The 17,704-nt window shown below is 50.5% G+C and carries 17 protein-coding genes; 5 read left to right on the top strand and 12 right to left on the bottom strand.

Features of this window, described 5'->3' with window-relative positions; translation table 11 throughout:
* Positions 1–95 precede the first annotated feature (95 nt).
* From rlpA to leuS, 10 genes are all read right to left on the bottom strand, one after another.
* Positions 96–1,184 carry an endolytic peptidoglycan transglycosylase RlpA gene (gene rlpA / locus HGD79_RS08515; protein WP_001231415.1) on the bottom strand — a complete coding sequence of 363 codons (1,089 nt, stop codon included), beginning with the start codon at positions 1,182–1,184 and terminating at the stop codon, positions 96–98.
* 10 nt (positions 1,185–1,194) lie between these two features.
* A complete protein-coding gene (gene mrdB, locus HGD79_RS08510) occupies positions 1,195–2,307 on the bottom strand; it encodes a peptidoglycan glycosyltransferase MrdB (protein WP_000131719.1) in 1,113 nt (370 codons plus the stop codon).
* 2 nt (positions 2,308–2,309) lie between these two features.
* Positions 2,310–4,211: a peptidoglycan DD-transpeptidase MrdA gene (gene mrdA, locus HGD79_RS08505; protein WP_168848360.1), complete on the bottom strand. Its 1,902-nt coding sequence runs from the start codon at positions 4,209–4,211 to the stop codon at positions 2,310–2,312.
* A 30-nt stretch (positions 4,212–4,241) separates the two neighbouring features.
* A complete protein-coding gene (rlmH, locus tag HGD79_RS08500) occupies positions 4,242–4,709 on the bottom strand; it encodes a 23S rRNA (pseudouridine(1915)-N(3))-methyltransferase RlmH (protein WP_000776104.1) in 468 nt (155 codons plus the stop codon).
* 3 nt (positions 4,710–4,712) lie between these two features.
* On the bottom strand, positions 4,713–5,030 hold the full coding sequence (gene rsfS / locus HGD79_RS08495; RefSeq protein WP_001161664.1) for a ribosome silencing factor: 318 nt from the start codon (positions 5,028–5,030) through the stop codon (positions 4,713–4,715).
* A 259-nt stretch (positions 5,031–5,289) separates the two neighbouring features.
* Positions 5,290–5,901 (bottom strand): adenosylcobalamin/alpha-ribazole phosphatase, encoded by a 612-nt coding sequence (locus HGD79_RS08490; RefSeq protein WP_001241867.1) that lies wholly within the window; start codon positions 5,899–5,901, stop codon positions 5,290–5,292.
* Between the two features lie 23 nt (positions 5,902–5,924).
* Positions 5,925–6,566, bottom strand: coding sequence for a nicotinate-nucleotide adenylyltransferase (gene nadD, locus HGD79_RS08485; protein ID WP_000838889.1), 642 nt, complete (start codon positions 6,564–6,566; stop codon positions 5,925–5,927).
* Position 6,567: 1 nt separating this feature from the next.
* Positions 6,568–7,599 (bottom strand): DNA polymerase III subunit delta, encoded by a 1,032-nt coding sequence (gene holA, locus HGD79_RS08480; RefSeq protein ID WP_000620532.1) that lies wholly within the window; start codon positions 7,597–7,599, stop codon positions 6,568–6,570.
* A complete protein-coding gene (lptE, locus tag HGD79_RS08475; protein WP_001269673.1) occupies positions 7,599–8,180 on the bottom strand; it encodes an LPS assembly lipoprotein LptE in 582 nt (193 codons plus the stop codon). The genes holA and lptE overlap by 1 nt, the downstream gene beginning before the upstream one ends.
* Before the next feature lie 14 nt (positions 8,181–8,194).
* Positions 8,195–10,777, bottom strand: a complete 2,583-nt coding sequence (gene leuS / locus HGD79_RS08470) for a leucine--tRNA ligase (RefSeq protein WP_168848359.1) — start codon at positions 10,775–10,777, stop codon at positions 8,195–8,197.
* A 234-nt stretch (positions 10,778–11,011) separates the two neighbouring features.
* On the opposite strand from leuS, the gene HGD79_RS08465 reads away from it, so the two are divergent.
* Entirely contained in the window at positions 11,012–11,494 is a 483-nt protein-coding gene (locus HGD79_RS08465) for a zinc ribbon-containing protein (RefSeq protein ID WP_139496510.1), read from the top strand.
* A gap of 69 nt (positions 11,495–11,563) precedes the next feature.
* On the opposite strand, the gene ybeQ is transcribed toward HGD79_RS08465, so the two are convergent.
* Positions 11,564–12,541 carry a Sel1 family TPR-like repeat protein YbeQ gene (gene ybeQ / locus HGD79_RS08460; protein ID WP_000578177.1) on the bottom strand — a complete coding sequence of 326 codons (978 nt, stop codon included), beginning with the start codon at positions 12,539–12,541 and terminating at the stop codon, positions 11,564–11,566.
* 163 nt (positions 12,542–12,704) lie between these two features.
* On the opposite strand from ybeQ, the gene HGD79_RS08455 reads away from it, so the two are divergent.
* Together HGD79_RS08455 and HGD79_RS08450 are read left to right on the top strand one after the other, a co-directional pair.
* On the top strand, positions 12,705–13,412 hold the full coding sequence (locus tag HGD79_RS08455) for a DUF1266 domain-containing protein (RefSeq protein WP_000367017.1): 708 nt from the start codon (positions 12,705–12,707) through the stop codon (positions 13,410–13,412).
* Positions 13,409–14,836 carry a J domain-containing protein gene (locus tag HGD79_RS08450; RefSeq protein ID WP_168848358.1) on the top strand — a complete coding sequence of 476 codons (1,428 nt, stop codon included), beginning with the start codon at positions 13,409–13,411 and terminating at the stop codon, positions 14,834–14,836. The genes HGD79_RS08455 and HGD79_RS08450 overlap by 4 nt, the downstream gene beginning before the upstream one ends.
* Before the next feature lie 9 nt (positions 14,837–14,845).
* Here HGD79_RS08450 and HGD79_RS08445 read toward each other — a convergent pair whose 3' ends face one another.
* The gene (locus HGD79_RS08445) at positions 14,846–15,400 is read right to left on the bottom strand and encodes a tetratricopeptide repeat protein (protein WP_001035666.1); all 555 of its coding nucleotides are present in this window, start codon (positions 15,398–15,400) and stop codon (positions 14,846–14,848) included.
* A gap of 101 nt (positions 15,401–15,501) precedes the next feature.
* On the opposite strand from HGD79_RS08445, the gene HGD79_RS08440 reads away from it, so the two are divergent.
* The gene (locus HGD79_RS08440; protein WP_096147230.1) at positions 15,502–16,209 is read left to right on the top strand and encodes a DUF1266 domain-containing protein; all 708 of its coding nucleotides are present in this window, start codon (positions 15,502–15,504) and stop codon (positions 16,207–16,209) included.
* Positions 16,206–17,657 (top strand): co-chaperone DjlC, encoded by a 1,452-nt coding sequence (gene djlC / locus HGD79_RS08435; protein WP_001306979.1) that lies wholly within the window; start codon positions 16,206–16,208, stop codon positions 17,655–17,657. Before HGD79_RS08440 ends, djlC begins: the two co-directional genes overlap by 4 nt.
* Positions 17,658–17,704: the final 47 nt, after the last annotated feature.

Below are 17,704 nucleotides of genomic sequence, written 5' to 3'. Positions count from 1 at the left end.
ACTATAGCAAATGCACTACCGGCAGGCATCTGACTTTCCGCGTGACTTTGTTAACGTCATTTACAGAAATTGACACATCAGATGCCTGCTTTACGCTACTGCGCGGTGGTAATAAATGACTGTAATTGGGCTTCGGTTTGCAAACGTTGCTGCAAGGTACTGGCTTCGGCTTTACTGGCGAATGGGCCAAGCTGGATACGCCAGACCGCGCCATTTTGAGTTACGCGACCGGGGACGCCGAACTTCTGTCCCAGTTGCTGTTGGTACTGTTGCGCACGAGCCTGATCGCTAACGGCCCCGACTTGCACCATAAAGTTGCCGCTGGCGCTTTGCGAGGCGGCTTGCGGTGTCACCATTGCAGGCGAGGTTGCAGGCGTTGTCGACGGAGCTGTAACAACGGGCTGTGGTGCAGGTGTCGGTTCGCTGCTTTCCAGTACACCAGGCGCTAAGGTCGTTGGTGCGCCGAGGAAACCGCTGCTGGTTACCGGCGCGCCGGTCGGATCTTCGCTTTTTAGCGTCGAGTTACTGACCGGAAGAATGTCACCCTGCGGGCCAGACACTGAACTTGCCCCCGCGCCACCGCTTAAATCGGGAGGTGCAGGCAGGGCGTAAGTCTGTTTGGCGACTGTGGTACAAGCCATACCAGGACCAGAAAGCGAACCATCCTGGGCGACAATAATCGGATCGATACGAACTTTGGTGTTGTTTGACGTGTTAAGACGGTCAGCTGCTGCGCGAGAAAGCGAAATTACGCGGTCGTTGCCGTAGGGGCCGCGATCATTAATGCGCACCACGATCATTCGCCCGTTAGCCAGGTTAGTGATTCTGGCGTAGCTGGGGATCGGAAGCGTTGGATGGGCCGCCGTCAACTGTGTCGGATCGAAAGCTTCGCCAGAGGCCGTCAGGTTACTGCCAGGTTCGGCATCATAGATTGCCGCCAGTCCCGCCTGGCTAAATCGAGACGGATCCTGCACGATTTTGTAGCTTTTACCGTCGCGCTGGTAATCCTGATTTGCCGTCGCGTTCAGTGGTTCGAAACGCGGGTCCGCCCCGCTAATTTCAACTATGGGGCCGTTACATACCGCAGGCTGCGGTACACTTACCGTCTGTTGCTGACCATCATCGCTTGTACATGCCGCGAGCATTCCTGCCGCGATGCAGATCCCGAGCCACTGCTTACGCATTGCGCACCTCTTACACGCTTTTCGACAACATTTTCCTGTGGGTGTGGATTGACATTACAATCCCGAACCCAGCCATCAGCACAATTAGCGCTGATCCTCCATAACTGACCAGTGGGAGCGGAACCCCTACAACCGGCAGAATACCGCTTACCATACCAATATTTACGAAGACATAAACGAATAATATCAGCATTAAGCCGCCAGCCATGACGCGACCAAAGGTGGTTTGCGCTCTGGCGGCTATCCACAGCCCGCGCATGATCAGCAGAATGTAGAGAGCGAGCAGAATCAGAATGCCCACTAATCCCAGCTCTTCCGCCAGTACCGCGAAGATAAAGTCGGTATGGCGTTCGGGGAGAAATTCAAGTTGTGACTGAGTGCCATGCAGCCAGCCTTTGCCGCGTAATCCGCCGGAGCCAATAGCAATTTTAGACTGAATAATGTGATAGCCCGCGCCGAGTGGGTCTGATTCCGGGTCCAGGAGCATCATTACGCGCTGGCGCTGGTAATCATGCATCAGGAAGAACCACAGAATAGGAATGAACGCCGCCACCAGCACTACTGCGACGCCAATCAGACGCCAGCTAAGGCCAGAGAGGAACAGTACAAACAGACCGGAAAGCGCAACGAGGATTGATGTTCCCAGGTCAGGCTGTGCAGCCACCAGCAGCGTGGGCATAAATATCAGCACCAGCGCGATGCCAGTGTTCTTCAACGATGGCGGGCAAACGTCGCGGTTGATAAAGCGCGCAACCATCAGTGGTACGGCTATTTTGGCAATTTCCGACGGCTGAAAACGAACAATACCGAGGTCCAGCCAGCGTTGAGCGCCTTTAGAGATGGCACCGAAAGCATCTACCGCCACCAGCAAAATAATACAGATGATATAGAGATAGGGGGCCCAGCCTTCATAAACGCGTGGAGGAATTTGCGCCATCACCACCATGATGACCAGACCCATCGCGATTTGGCCTATTTTACGCTCCATCATGCCAATATCCTGACCGCTGGCGCTCCAGATAACCAGGGCGCTGTAAACCAGCAATGCCAGTAAGATCAGCAGCATTGTGGGATCGAGATGGACTTTATCCCAGAATGTTTTTTTATTCGGATTATCCGTCATGATTAATGGTCCTCCGCTGCGGCAACCGCAGGATTTTCCGCAGGCAGATCGGTATTGTTATCACCCAGCATAATGTGGTCGAGGATCTGGCGCATCAGCGTACCAACCGCCGGACCCGCGCCGCCGTTCTCCAGAATCATGGCGACAGCCACTTGCGGATTGTTGTATGGCGCAAAGGCGGTCATCAGTTTGTGGTCACGTAAACGCTCGGCAATTTTGTGCGCATTATAGGTTTCGTTCGCTTTCAGACCGAAGACCTGAGCGGTACCAGATTTCGCCGCAATTTTGTACGGTGCGCTGGCAAAGTATTTATGCGCCGTACCGTTAGGGCGGTTAGCAACACCGTACATACCGTCTTTCGCCAGCTCCCAGTAACCGGAATGAATATCGCCGACGGGCGGTTCATGCGGTTGTACCCATGGCACCTGTTTGCCGTCTTCGGCGGTGCTCATCAGCAAATGCGGAACCTTCACGATACCGTCATTAATCAGGATCATCAGTGCCTTACTCATCTGGATTGGGGTCGCTGTCCAGTAACCCTGGCCGATACCAACCGGAATGGTGTCACCCTGATACCACGGTTTTTTAAAGCGTTTCTGTTTCCATTCGCGGGTAGGCATGTTGCCGGAACGTTCTTCCGCCAGGTCGATACCGGTGTAATGACCATAACCGAATTTACCCATCCATTCGGAGAGGCGATCGATCCCCATATCGTAGGCCACCTGATAGAAGAAGGTATCCGCAGATTCTTCCAGCGATCTTGTGACATTCAGACGCCCGTGGCCCCATTTTTTCCAGTCACGATAACGTTTTTCCGACCCTGGTAGTTGCCACCAGCCTGGGTCAAACAGCGTCGTATTGCGCGTGATCACCCCGGCGCTTAATGCCGAAACCGCCACATAGGGTTTAACTGTAGACGCAGGAGGATAAACCCCCTGTGTGGCGCGGTTCACCAGCGGTGTATTCGGGTCGTTCAGCAAGGCGGAATAATCTTTGCTGGAGATACCGTCAACAAACAGGTTTGGGTCATAACTAGGCGTGGAAACCAGTGCCAGCACCCCACCTGTACGCGGATCGGTGACTACCACAGCTGCGCGGCTACCCGCCAGCAGCGTTTCAATATATTGCTGGAGTTTGAGATCCAGCGTCAGGTAAATATTGTGTCCGGCTTGCGGTGGTACTTCTTTTAACTGGCGGATAACACGCCCACGGTTGTTAACTTCAACCTCTTCATAACCGGTCTGACCGTGCAGCACGTCTTCATAGTAACGCTCAATGCCCAGCTTACCGATATCATGCGTTGCCGCATAGTTGGCCAGTTTGCCGTCATTATTCAGGCGTTCGACGTCTTTATCGTTGATTTTCGACACATAGCCGATGACGTGGGTCAACGCCGAACCGTAAGGATAGTAACGACGTTTATAGCCTTTAACTTCGACACCCGGAAAACGGTACTGATTGACGGCAAAGCGAGCTACTTGTACTTCGGTCAGGTTAGTTTTCACGGGAATAGAGGTGAAACGGTGTGAACGTGCGCGCTCTTTTCGGAATGCAGCAATATCGTCATCGGTCAGATCAACCACGCTGCGCAAAGCGTCCAGCGTTTGCTGCACGTTATCGACTTTCTCCGGCATCATTTCTATCTGGTAGATAGTGCGGTTGAGTGCCAGAGGGATACCGTTACGGTCGTAGATAATGCCGCGGCTGGGCGCGATAGGCACCAGCTTAATGCGGTTTTCATTAGAGCGGGTCTGGTAATCGGTAAAGCGAACAATTTGCAGATTATACAGGTTGGCGATAAGCACGCCGGTCAGCAGCAAAATCCCCAAAAAGGCGACCAGCGCCCGGCGCACAAACAGCGCGGACTCTGCCGTATAGTCGCGAAAAGAGTTCTGTAGTTTCATCCGCTGCGTTTTCTACTCAAAGCTCCCTTATCACTCACGGTGATAAGGATGGTTGGTGGTGATGCTCCACGCCCGGTACAGACTCTCTGCGACCAGCACGCGAACCAGCGGATGGGGGAGGGTAAGCGCCGACAGCGACCAGCTCTGCTCCGCCGCCGCTTTACAGGCAGGCGACAACCCTTCAGGCCCGCCAATCAGTAGACTGACGTCGCGACCATCCAGCTTCCAGCGTTCCAGCTCAGCGGCTAACTGCGGCGTATCCCAGGGCTTGCCTGGAATATCGAGGGTGACAATGCGGTTTTTGCCTGCGGCCGCCAACATCTGCTCACCCTCTTTGTCGAGTATGCGCTTGATGTCCGCATTCTTGCCGCGTTTTCCGGCCGGAATTTCAATCAGCTCGAAGGGCATATCTTTCGGAAAACGACGCAGGTACTCGGTAAAACCGGTTTGTACCCAGTCCGGCATTTTCGTTCCCACGGCGACAAGTTGCAGCTTCACGCATTAACTCCAGAGTTTTTCCAGTTCATACAGGCGACGGCTCTCTTCCTGCATGACATGGACAATCACATCGCCCAAATCCACGACAATCCAGTCGGCGCTGTTTTCACCTTCTACGCCGAGCGGTAACAGGCCCGCTGCGCGAGACTCCTGCACAACGTGGTCAGCAATGGACATAACATGACGGCTGGACGTACCCGTACAGATGATCATGCAGTCGGTGATGCTGGATTTGCCTTGAACGTCTAAGGCGATGATGTCCTGACCTTTGAGGTCATCAATTTTGTCGATAACAAAATCCTGGAGTGCTTTACCCTGCAAGTTTTCCCCCTGGGTGAATCAAATAGATAAAAATGGTCTGTCAGTATACCTGAACCAGAGGCGATTTCGGGACAATTGTCGCCGAATCGGCTTTCGAAAGTGGGCTATCATCCCACCCCGCGCCGCAGATTGCATCGCCATTTTTGTAAAACAATTTCTACAAAGTCGTGTCTGGCGAAAAAAGTCTGGCTGCGGAGAATATCAGCCTGCCCGGGTCTGTCAATGGTCGTTGCGGCTTACCCGTAAAAAAACAGAAAAGTCATGCATTCTCGACCCCGATGGCACGGCTATTGAGGACGCGTAGCGTCGCGAATTTTTGGTTGATATCAATGGCGCTCCAACACCCCTGGTCAACGCGAAAATGCCACATAGCCTCGGCAGGCATGCCAATTAAACGGGCGATTAACAGACTCAGTACACCCTGATGGCTGACGACTAAAATATTCTGATAGTGCTGAAATTCACTAAGCCTTGCGATAAAGCGTTCCACACGTTGCGAAAATGCCTGAAATCCTTCACCGTTCGTGGGGATTGCATGCTGCCAGTCATTGCACCACGCGCTATAGTTTTCGGCATCTTCTTGCATGAGGTCGCGATGATGTCGCATCTCCCAGTCGCCAAAAAACATTTCGTTGAGTTCAGGGATGATATGAACGGGGAGCTGGCGGTCACTGAGAACCAGTCGCGCGGTATGCTGTGCCCGTTCCAGTTCACTGCATAAAACCAGATCAAAGGAAACACCATGTAGCAGCGTATGCAGATTTTGCGCTTGCTCAATACCGCGCGCGGTCAGGGGGGTGGGCGCATGACCGCTGTATAGACCATCGATATTCGCTTGCGTTTCACCATGACGAATTAACCACAGTCGCATCATGCCCTCCGTAACGACAGGTATCAGCGATACAAGCCTTGTTGGTTAATGTAAGTCAGTACCGGTTCCGGCAATAAATCCTCACACGATTCACCGTTTTGCAAACGTTCGCGGATGATGGTCGCCGAGATGTTAAACCACGGCGTTTCAGCCAGATAAATTTTACCGGCAGGCTGAAGGTGAAGATCTTCCGGGTTATGTGTCAAATGATCTTCCAGCCATTGCTGGTATTGCGGTTGCGCCATTTCAAGTGGGTAACCTGGACGCCGACAGACGATCAAATGTGCATTGTCGAGTATCGTTTCGTATTCGTACCAGGTCGGAAAGGTCAGCAGTGAATCCTGACCAATAATAAACGCCAGCGGCACGTCCGGTCCTTGTTCCTGCCGCCACTCTTTCAGTGTTTGCGCAGTGTAAGAGGGGGCATTGCGCTTTAGCTCGCGTTCATCAAGAGTAAATAATGGCTTGTCGGCAATCGCCAGTTCAAGCATGTGTTTACGCTGCACGCTGTTCGCTTCCGGCTGGGGACGATGCGGAGGAACATTATTAGGGATGATTGTGACCCGCGTCAGACCAATCAAATTCGCCAGCGTTTCCACGGGTTTAAGATGACCATAGTGCACCGGATCAAAGGTGCCGCCAAACAGAGCCTGTAAAGATTTCATATCAACCGTCGATAAATACGTCCGCCAGGGGTTTATGGCACAACAGAAGAGATAACCCTTCCAGCTCTGCCCACACTGACTGACCGTAATCTTGTTTGAGGGTGAGTTCCGTTCGTGTCAGGAGTTGCACGGCCTGACGTAACTGCGGCTGGCTTAAGCGATTTAACGCCTCGCCCATCATGCCCCGGCGGTTCTGCCATACCCGATGCTTATCAAACAACGCACGCAGTGGCGTATGGGCAGACTGGCGTTTCAGGTTAACCAGTAACAACAGTTCACGTTGTAATGTGCGCAACAAAATAACCGGCTCGCTGCCTTCCAGACGCAGTTGCTGAAGAATATGCAACGCGCGCTTACTTTTTCCCATCAACAAAGCATCAACCCAATGAAAAGGGGTGAAATGCGCGGCATCATTCACCGCCTGTTCAACGCGCGGTAATGTCAATTTGCCGTCTGGCCAGAGCAGCGATAAACGCTCCAGTGCCTGAGCCAGCGCCAGCAGGTTACCTTCATAACAGTAGCAGAGCACCTGATTTGCAGCGTCATCCAGTTCTAAGTTGAGCTGTTTTGCGCGCGCAGCAACCCAGCGGGGAAGCTGAGCCTGCTCCGGTGTCTGACAGGTCACCTGCACGCTGCGATTCGCAAGAGCAGTAAACCAGGCGGCATTTTCTTGCGCTTTGCTTAATTTATTACCGCGGACGATCAACAGCAGGTCGTCATGCAGAAGTCCGGTGAGTGTGAGAAGTTGTTCATTGATCGCCGCATTCGGTCCGTTTTCTGGTAACAACAGCAATAGCGTTTGTCGACTGGCAAACAGACTCATAGCCTGGCATAACGAAAAGATCGCATTCCAGTCAGTGTTGGGATCAATGGAAAAAGTGTGGTGTTCTTCGAATCCTTGTGCCGCAGCTACCTGACGAACAGCGTCCTGGCTTTCCTGCAATAACAGAGGATCGTTACCAAGTAAAAGATACGCCGCGCGCAGCCCTTCATTGAGCTGCGCGCGGAGTTGTTCCGGGTACAACCGAATCATCAGTTACCCAGCGTGGTGGAGACGCGTGCAGGCGTTGCCGGAGTATCCGTTGTGGTCGACGTCTGTTCTTCGTCGGAACGAATATCCGCAGCACGGATGCTTGGCAGCTTACGAATCAGCTGTTCGGCAGCACGGTCGTACATCTCTTTTACGATCATGTCTTGTTCGTTATCTTTCGCTAACGCCATTTGCGGGTTATCAAAGAACGAACGGAAGACTTTGGCACTAATCGGGTAGATATCACGGCCGGGGATCAACACGGTCGCATTCACCGTCATGATCATCTGATACTCTGCTGTTTGACCGTTACGGAATACCGATGCGGTATCTTTCGCGATGCTCACTTTACCCAAACGCAGGGATGGAACGTCCTTACGCGTGGTTTCTTTATCAAGCAACTCGACACCATTCAGACGTAACTGGTTACGCACCGCACGGCTTAATGGCCCGTTCGGATCGCCTGAGTCCAGGATCATGACCTTCATAGTGGAAGGAACCTGCGTGGTATCACGCAGATGCCAGCCACACCCGGCGGTGATTAACACCGCCAGAGATAACAACAATGTTGCCAGATATCGCACGCTTCCTCCCGCGCTTAGCCAACGACCAGATTGAGGAGTTTACCTGGTACGTAAATCACTTTACGCACGGTAACGCCATCAAGATATTTTGCTACCAGATGTTCCTGGCCAGCACGTTCGCGAACCTGTTCTTCCGTTGCGTCCACCGGAACGGTGATTTTGGCACGGACTTTACCGTTAACCTGCACCACGACCAGCGTGGAGTCTTCCACCATCGCTTTTTCGTCAGCAACCGGCCACGGCGCGTTGTCGATATCGCCTTCGCCTTTCAGTTCCTGCCACAGCGTGAAGCAGATGTGCGGGGTGAACGGGTTAAGCATACGGACAACGGCCAGCAGCGCTTCCTGCATCAGAGCGCGATCCTGCTCGCCATCGGTTGGTGCTTTCGCCAGTTTGTTCATCAGCTCCATAATCGCCGCAATTGCGGTGTTGAAGGTCTGACGACGGCCGATATCATCGGTCACTTTAGCGATCGTTTTATGCACATCGCGACGCAGCGCTTTCTGATCTTCAGTCAGCGCATCAACGTTCAGTGCCGCAACATCACCTTTTGCTGTGTGCTCGTAAACCAGTTTCCAGACACGTTTCAGGAAGCGGTTAGCCCCTTCCACACCGGATTCCTGCCATTCGAGAGTCATATCAGCCGGAGAAGCAAACATCATAAACAGACGAACGGTGTCCGCGCCGTAACGTTCAACCATCACCTGCGGGTCGATACCGTTGTTCTTCGACTTGGACATTTTGCTCATGCCGGTATAAACCAGTTCATGGCCTGCCGTATCTTTCGCTTTCACGATACGGCCTTTCTCGTCACGTTCAACGATAGCATCAACCGGGGAAACCCAGTTACGTTCGCCGTTTTCGCCAACATAGTAGAAGGCATCTGCCAGCACCATACCCTGACACAGCAACTGTTTCGCTGGTTCGTCAGAGTTCACCATGCCTGCATCACGCATCAGTTTGTGGAAGAAGCGGAAGTAGAGCAGGTGCATAATGGCGTGTTCGATACCACCAATGTAGATATCCACCGGCAGCCAGTAGTTAGCCGCTTCGGAATCCAGCATACCTTCTTTGTACTCTGGGCAAGTGTAGCGCGCATAGTACCAGGAGGACTCCATAAAGGTGTCGAAAGTGTCGGTTTCACGCAGCGCTGGCATACCGTTAACGGTAGTTTTTGCCCACTCCGGATCTGCTTTAATCGGGCTGGTAATGCCGTCCATTACCACATCTTCCGGCAGGATCACCGGCAGCTGGTCGTCCGGGGTCGGCATTACGGTACCGTCTTCCAGCGTCACCATCGGAATCGGCGCGCCCCAGTAACGCTGACGAGAAACACCCCAGTCGCGCAGGCGGTAGTTCACTTTACGCTCGCCAACGCCCATCGCAGTCAGTTTATCGGCGATGGCGTTGAAGGCCGCTTCATGGTCAAGACCGTTGAATTCGCCAGAGTTGAACAGCACGCCTTTTTCAGTCAGGGCTTGCTGAGAAAGATCTGGCTCAGAGCCGTCAGCAGCCAGGATAACTGGTTTGATGTTCAGGCCGTATTTAGAGGCAAACTCGTAGTCGCGCTGGTCGTGACCCGGAACCGCCATAACTGCGCCCGTGCCGTACTCCATCAATACGAAGTTTGCTGCCCAAACGGGAATTTCTTCGCCCGTTAATGGGTGAACAGCTTTAAAGCCAGTATCGACGCCTTTTTTCTCCATCGTCGCCATTTCAGCTTCGGCAACTTTGGTGTTACGGCATTCGTCAATAAAGGCCGCCAGTTCAGGATTATTTTCCGCCGCTTTCTGCGCCAGCGGATGACCCGCAGCTACCGCCAGGTAGGTACAACCCATAAAGGTGTCCGGGCGGGTAGTGTAAACGGTCAGCGTGTTGTCATAGTCGTTAACGTTGAAGGTGATCTCCACGCCTTCGGAACGACCGATCCAGTTACGCTGCATGGTTTTAACGGTGTCTGGCCAGTGATCCAGTTTATCCAGATCGTTGAGCAGCTCGTCAGCGTAAGCAGTGATTTTGATAAACCACTGCGGGATCTCTTTACGTTCAACTTTGGTATCGCAGCGCCAGCAGCAGCCGTCGATAACTTGTTCGTTCGCCAGTACGGTCTGGTCGTTCGGGCACCAGTTGACCGCAGAAGTCTTCTTATATACCAGGCCTTTTTTATACAGCTCGGTGAAGAATTTCTGTTCCCAACGGTAGTATTCCGGCGTACAGGTTGCCAGCTCGCGGCTCCAGTCATAACCAAAGCCCAGCATTTTGAGCTGGTTTTTCATATACGCGATGTTGTCGTACGTCCACGGTGCCGGAGCGGTGTTGTTTTTCACCGCCGCGCCTTCCGCAGGCAGACCAAACGCGTCCCAGCCGATCGGCTGCAGGACGTTTTTGCCCAGCATACGCTGGTAGCGGGCGATCACGTCACCGATGGTGTAGTTACGTACGTGGCCCATGTGTAGTCGACCAGAAGGATAGGGAAGCATAGACAGGCAGTAATACTTCTCTTTGCTCTCGTCTTCGGTTACTTCAAATGTGCGCTTCTCATCCCAATGAAGCTGTACTTTGGATTCTATCTCTTCCGGGCGGTATTGCTCTTGCATGGCAGCCAGTGGTCCTGTTTTCAATACGGCTACAAATGTAGCGTTGAGGTGGTTTTTCAGATCCGCATAGCATAGCCCAAACGTCCGCGTCAAAACAGCCTTTCGCGCACTCGACGTTGAAATGATGCCCGGATTATTCATACATTAATTTACAGAGTTTGTGGGCGTATTAGCAAAGCAAGGAACAAAGAACGTCTATTATTATAGTCAGTTAACGACCCGGGAGATGAAACGATGAACAAGGTTGCTCAATATTACCGTGAACTGGTCGCGTCACTGAGCGAACGCCTGCGCAATGGCGAACGTGATATCGACGCACTGGTGGAACAGGCGCGCGAGCGCGTAATAAAAACAGGGGAGTTAACGCGAACCGAGGTCGATGAGCTGACGCGAGCTGTAAGACGTGACCTGGAAGAGTTCGCCATGAGCTATGAAGAGAGCCTGAAAGAAGAATCTGACAGCGTCTTTATGCGGGTGATTAAAGAAAGCTTATGGCAGGAGCTGGCAGATATCACCGATAAAACGCAGCTTGAATGGCGCGAAGTTTTCCAGGACCTCAATCATCATGGGGTTTATCACAGCGGAGACGTGGTCGGGCTGGGAAATCTGGTCTGCGAGAAATGTCACTTCCATCTCCCGATCTACACACCGGAAGTGCTGACGCTATGCCCGAAATGTGGTCATGACCAGTTCCAGAGACGCCCGTTTGAGCCGTAATAGTCTGATTTCGCACAGCAATAAAGAGAATATGGGCCGAATGAAATTCCCCGGCCCTTGTTTTTATCTCTACAGTAAATCTTCAGTCTCACGAATTTCCTGACTGACATCTCTGGTTCCGGATGACTGAACTTTACGATACAGGTCGAGAGCCTGTCGGAGATCGACAGGTCTTCCTTCTCCGTAGTGATACATAATGGCCAGGTTATACCAGGCAGTGGCGTCATTGCATTCAGCGGCTTTCGTAAACCATTCAAAGGCAGCCTGATAATCTTTCTCAACGCCTTGTCCGTGTTTATACATATAACCGATGTTGACGTAAGCGCCGACGCTTTCCTGAGCGGCAGCCTTCAGATACCAGTACATCGCTTGCTTATAGTCCTGGTCCACCCCTTCGCCAGCGTTATAATCCCATGCAATTTGAAACTGGGCGTGCCGATTACCCTGCTGTGCGCTTTTCAAATACCAGAATGCGGCGAGTGTCTTGTTTTGAGCAACGCCTTTTCCGTCTTCATAAAGATCGGCCAGATTGTTTTGCGCGTCACTATGGCCTTGTAATGCAGCTTGTTTGTACCAGAAAAATGCCAGCGCATAGTCTTTTGCGACTCCGTTGCCATTTCTGTACATCCACCCAAGATTATTTTGCGCATAAGACATTCCGCTCTCCGCGGCTATCTGATACCAGACAACCGCTTCTTTATAATTGGGGGCTTCTCCACGATCCAGTGTCCAGCCAAGGGCGTTGGAAGCGAAAGTATGGCCTTGTAGGGCAGCTTTTTTCAGCCAGAAGATGGCTTGCTCATTATCTTTATGACGGCTTTTATCCTCGGTATACTTTTGCCCTAAGGAATACTGTGCTTCACAATGACCTTGCTCAGCGGCCAGCTTCAGCCAGTAAAAGGCTTTTTCGTCGTCCGGAGAATCAATTGCGCTATCGCGATTATAATAAAACCCAACAATATATTGAGCCTCGCAATCGCCTTTTTCAGCACGTTCGATAATCTCATCTATTGATAAATTATCGCAGCAACTTGACGTGAAAATCATTATCATTTCCTTATGGTTGCAGATAAAACATATTATATTTTTATGTGTTCCATTTTTGCGTAAGCCTTATTTTATGCGTATTATGTCGCGTCAGAAAAGTATAAATAAACGAGCCTCGCAATGCGGCTAATATTCATTTAATGAATATTTAAGGATAAATTATATGGACATGGAGTCGCAAAAAATATTGTTTGCACTTTCCACTCCGATGGAAATACGCAATGAATGCTGTTTACCTTCGCATTCATCACCCAAAATGTATTTAGGTACATGCTTTTTTGACCTTTCTTCCTCCTGGGGAATTGATGCCCGTGATGACCTGCTGCGCACAATTCACCGAATGATCGATAACGGTCATGCCGCTCGGTTGGCAGGGTTTTATCACCGCTGGTTTCGTTATTCGCCATGTGAATGGCGTGACTATCTTGCTGAACTAAATGAGCAAGGTCAGGCTTATGCGCAATTTGTCGCCAGCACCGCCGAATGCTGTGGTGAGGGAGGAATTAAAGCCTGGGATTATGTCCGGATGGGTTTTTTAAGCCGAATGGGCGTACTTAATAACTGGTTGAGCGAAGAAGAAAGTCTATGGATCCAGTCGCGCATTCATCTACGGGCTCTACGTTATTATCGTAACTGGCGGCAATACTTTGCCGGTTATACCTTTGGTCGGCAATATTGGCAGTCTCCCGAAGATGATCATCTGCAGTTATTACGCGAATTCTTAGCGCGTAAAGAATACGACGATTCCGGCAATGATATGTTTTATCAATTATTTGCCAGTGATGATGCGTATTACCCTACCTTGTCCTGGCAACCATTGGCTTACTATTCTGCATGCCCGGAAACGCTTAAGGATATGAGCGACCTATGAAAAATTGCTGGAAGATTCTCGAAATAGAGGAAACGACTGACGTCGATATTATCCGCCGCGCTTATCTGGCGCTGTTACCGTCCTTTCATCCAGAAACCGATCCGCAGGGTTTTAAACAACTTCGTCAGGCGTATGAGGAGGCGCTACGGATTGCGCAGTCGCCTGCTAAATCTGTTTGGCAACCAGAAGAATATGAGGTAGCAGAACATGAAATTCTGCTCGCCTTTCGTGCGTTACTTGCCTCTGATAGCGAACGTTTTCTGCCCTCTGCCTGGCAGCAATTCATTCAGCAATTAAATTATTGCTCGATGGAAGATATTGATGAATTACGCTGGTCGCTGTGCACAATAGCCATGAACACTGCCCATTTATCCTTCGAGTGCGTGGTGTTATTAGCAGAAAGATTGCGGTGGTTGCAGGAGGAAAACGTCGGGGAAATAGACGAAGAAGAACTGGAATCCTTTTTATATGCCATTGCGAAGGGGAATGTTTTTAACTTCCAGACCATTCTGCATCTGCCCGTTGCCGTGCAAAATGACACCATCGATTTTTACCAAATGTTCGCTCGGATTTGGTCATCGCATCCAGAATGGCTGACATTGTATTTAGCGCAACATCGCGCAGTGATCATCCCCGATGATGCAAAACTGCACAGAAATTTACTCCGCTGGTATAGCGCAGGTCGCCTGGATATCCCCGAACTTCTGGATTACGCCCGGTCGTGGCGGGAAGCTGAACCTGATAATGAAGATGCGCGTTATTATGAATACGCGCAACGCGTCTATTGTGGAGAAGGCGAAAGCTTGCTGGCAGAACTTTGTGACTACTGGCGCGAGTATCCCTCCACCCAGGCGGATGCTTTAATATTGCAATGGTGCCGTCAGCATCGGGTCGATTATTACCCGTTAGTGGTGATGATGATTGAAGCTCGTGAACTGGTTAACGATCAGGGTAAACAGCTACTTTATGTCCCCGGCGACAGCGCCCGTACGCGTTTTCATTTATACGAAATACTCAGCGATGAAAAACTCTCTGCGCTGGGGCGTTCACTGGTCGAGATGGTTTTGCACAAAGGACGTAAGCCGCGGATCTCACTCACGCGTGATACAGAACATCCCTTATGGCCATTATATTTAGTTGCCAAACAATTAGTGCAGGCTAGCCAACCGACAGAAGAATCATTAATGCCGATTGTGAGCCGCCTTGATGCGGAAGATCGTTGTCCACTGGAAGCATTAATTATTCGTCGATTATTAATTCAGGCGGCGAATTTTACCGAGAAGCAAACTGTTGAACCGGAGCCGCAACCGCAGCCAATGCCCGTTGACGATGGTGGGCCAGGCTGTCTGGGCATCATTAAAATTATTTTCTATATTTTTATCTTTGCTGGTTTGATAGGGAAAATACTCCATCTGTTCGGGTGACAGTCGACGTTAATGTGCGGGAAGCCCGGCAAGTAATCTTTCCGCATTTTTGTAATGTTGTTTGGCGGCCAGTTTTAACCATTTTTGAGATTCATAATGGTTAACATTAATACCTGAGCCATTTCTGTAGATCAAACCTAAAGTATATTGAGCATGAGCATACCCTTGTTCAGCTGCTTCCTTATACCAGAGAATTGCTTTACGGGTGTCGGGTTTGACCCCCAGACCTTTGAGGTAGATCCACCCCAGTTTACTTTGCGCGCGTGGATTTTCCTGTTCCGCTGATTGCTCATACCAGTATCTCGCCTGTGTATAATCCAGTGGTTTACCGTCGCTACCATGAAGATAAAATTCTCCAAGGCGATATTGCGACGTTGAGTGACCATGAATCGCGGAAAGCTCCGTGGCTGCCGTGGTGAATGGAAGACTGCCCGGTGATCTTAAATAATCAAAGGCATAATTCACCATGGCTTTATCACGCAACGTCGTTTTCTTGGGTTGGCTAATACAGGTAATTGCTGCAACTATAAAAATTGCGAATATATACATTAATTTTTTATTCATGTGTGAATGCTTCGATTTTCTTTTTATTTTGAAAGCGTCAAGTTTATACTCATCAATAATAAAAAAGTAGTCAGTTAATGCACTTAAGGGATTATTAACAAATGAATAAGGAAGAACAATATCTTCTTTTTGCGCTTTCTGCGCCCATGGAAATACTTAATCAGGGTTGCAAACCCGCGCATGACTCGCCAAAAATGTATACCGGTATAAAAGAATTCGATCTCTCATCATCCTGGGGAATAAATAATCGTGATGATTTAATTCAGACTATTTATCAGATGACTGATGATGGTCATGCCAATGATTTAGCTGGCTTATATCTGACATGGCATCGCTCTTCCCCTGAAGAGTGGAAAGCATTAATTGCTGGTGGCTCGGAGAGAGGGTTGATTTATACCCAATTCGTTGCCCACACCGCTATGTGCTGTGGAGAAGGGGGAATCAAAGCCTGGGATTATGTTCGAATGGGGTTTCTGTCACGGGTCGGTGTGCTCAACAACTGGCTGACGGAAGAAGAGAGTTTATGGCTGCAATCGCGCGTCTATGTACGAGCTCACCATTACTATCACAGCTGGATGCACTATTTTTCCGCCTATTCGTTAGGACGTCTCTACTGGCAATCTTCTCAGTGCGAAGACAACACTTCGCTACGCGAGGCGCTAACCCTGTACAAATACGATAGCGCCGGGAGTCGGATGTTCGAAGAGCTGGCAGCGGGAAGCGATCGTTTCTATGCCACGCTTCCCTGGCAGCCATTAACTGTCCAGCCTGAATGCCCGGTAACGCTTAAGGATGTGAGCGACCTATGAAAACATGTTGGCAAATCCTCGAAATTGAAAGCACGACGCAAATAGACATTATCCGCCAGGCTTATCTTGCTCGCTTACCGTTATGTCATCCCGAAACCGATCCGCAGGGGTTTAAAGCATTACGCCAGGCCTATGAAGAGGCCCTGCGACTGGCGGTAAATCCTGTCGGGGAAGCAGATAATGAAGATAAAGATGCCGCCGCTGAACATGAAATACTACGTGCATTCAGGACATTACTGGATTCAGAAAGTGATCGTTTTCAGCCCTCCGCCTGGCAGAAATTTATTCAGCAATTAAATACCTGGAACATGGAGGATGTCGATCAATTACGCTGGCCGCTGTGTGCAATCGCTATAGAAGCGCGATATCTTTCATTAAATTGTGCTTCTTTGCTGGCAGAGCGTTTGAACTGGCATTCGTTTAATGACAGCGAAGGAATGGATGAGGAAGAAAGGGAGGCTTTTCTTGAGGCCATTCAGGCTGGTGATTGTTTCGATTTCCTTAGCCTTCTGGAATATCCCGTCGCGTTACAGAACCAGACTGTTGAATATTACTTCGCGCTGGAACGTTGCTGCCGTTACCATCCTGACTATGTCACTGCGTTTTTGGCGATGGAAGGTCCGTGGTTCATTCCTGATGATGCAAAGTTACATCGCAAACTGTTGCGCTGGTACAGCTCGGTGCAAACAGGTATGGCGGAACTCATTCCTGTAGCCAAACAGTGGCAAGCGGAAGAACCAGAAAGCGAAGATGCCCGGTATTACCAGTGTGCACAACGTTTGTACTGCGGCGAGGGGGAAAGCCTGCTTGCTGAGCTCTGCGCATACTGGGAGAGTTACCCATCTACACAAGCTGATAATTTGTTGTTGCAGTGGAGCAAGCGTCATTGCCCGGATTATTTCGCGTTATTAGTGATGGTTATCGAAGCGCGGAGCATGGTAGATGCGCAAGGTCAACCGCTGAAATATGTTCCTGGTGAGAGCGCCCGGACGCGGCTGTTATGGGCGGAAATTTTACATAGCGGAAAATTATCGCCGTTAGGTCAATCGTTTATTGAGTCGTTATTCTTCAAACGCAAAGCATGGGCGTGGTGGAAATCGAGAGTCGGTAGCGAGACAGAAGAAGATTCACCGTTACTGGATTTGTATCGGGTAGCGGAACAGGTAGTACTTGAAGCGTTTCCGAAACAAGAGATGCTGGCCCGTCTTAATACAAGGCTGGAAGGCGGAGATGCTCATCCATTAGAGGCCATTATCACCCGGTTGCTGTTGACGAAAGTAAAACTCGAGCCGGAGGATGAAGATGTCGATGAGCCAACACCTGAAAACCATGAAGAAAAAAATGATGAGGGTGAAAAACCACAGAGCATTACCAGCATTATCAAAATCAGTTTAACGGTGCTGGTTATAGGTTATGCTCTCGGCAAAATCGCGATGTTGTTTAGTTGACGATGTGTTTTTTGCGCCGATGCCGGATGCAGCATTTACGCCGCATC

Source organism: Escherichia sp. SCLE84, from assembly GCF_012584495.1.
Classification (GTDB): Bacteria; Pseudomonadota; Gammaproteobacteria; order Enterobacterales; family Enterobacteriaceae; genus ECMA0423.
Note: the sequence above shows the minus strand (reverse complement) of the source record. Positions and strands in the feature narration are given on the sequence as shown.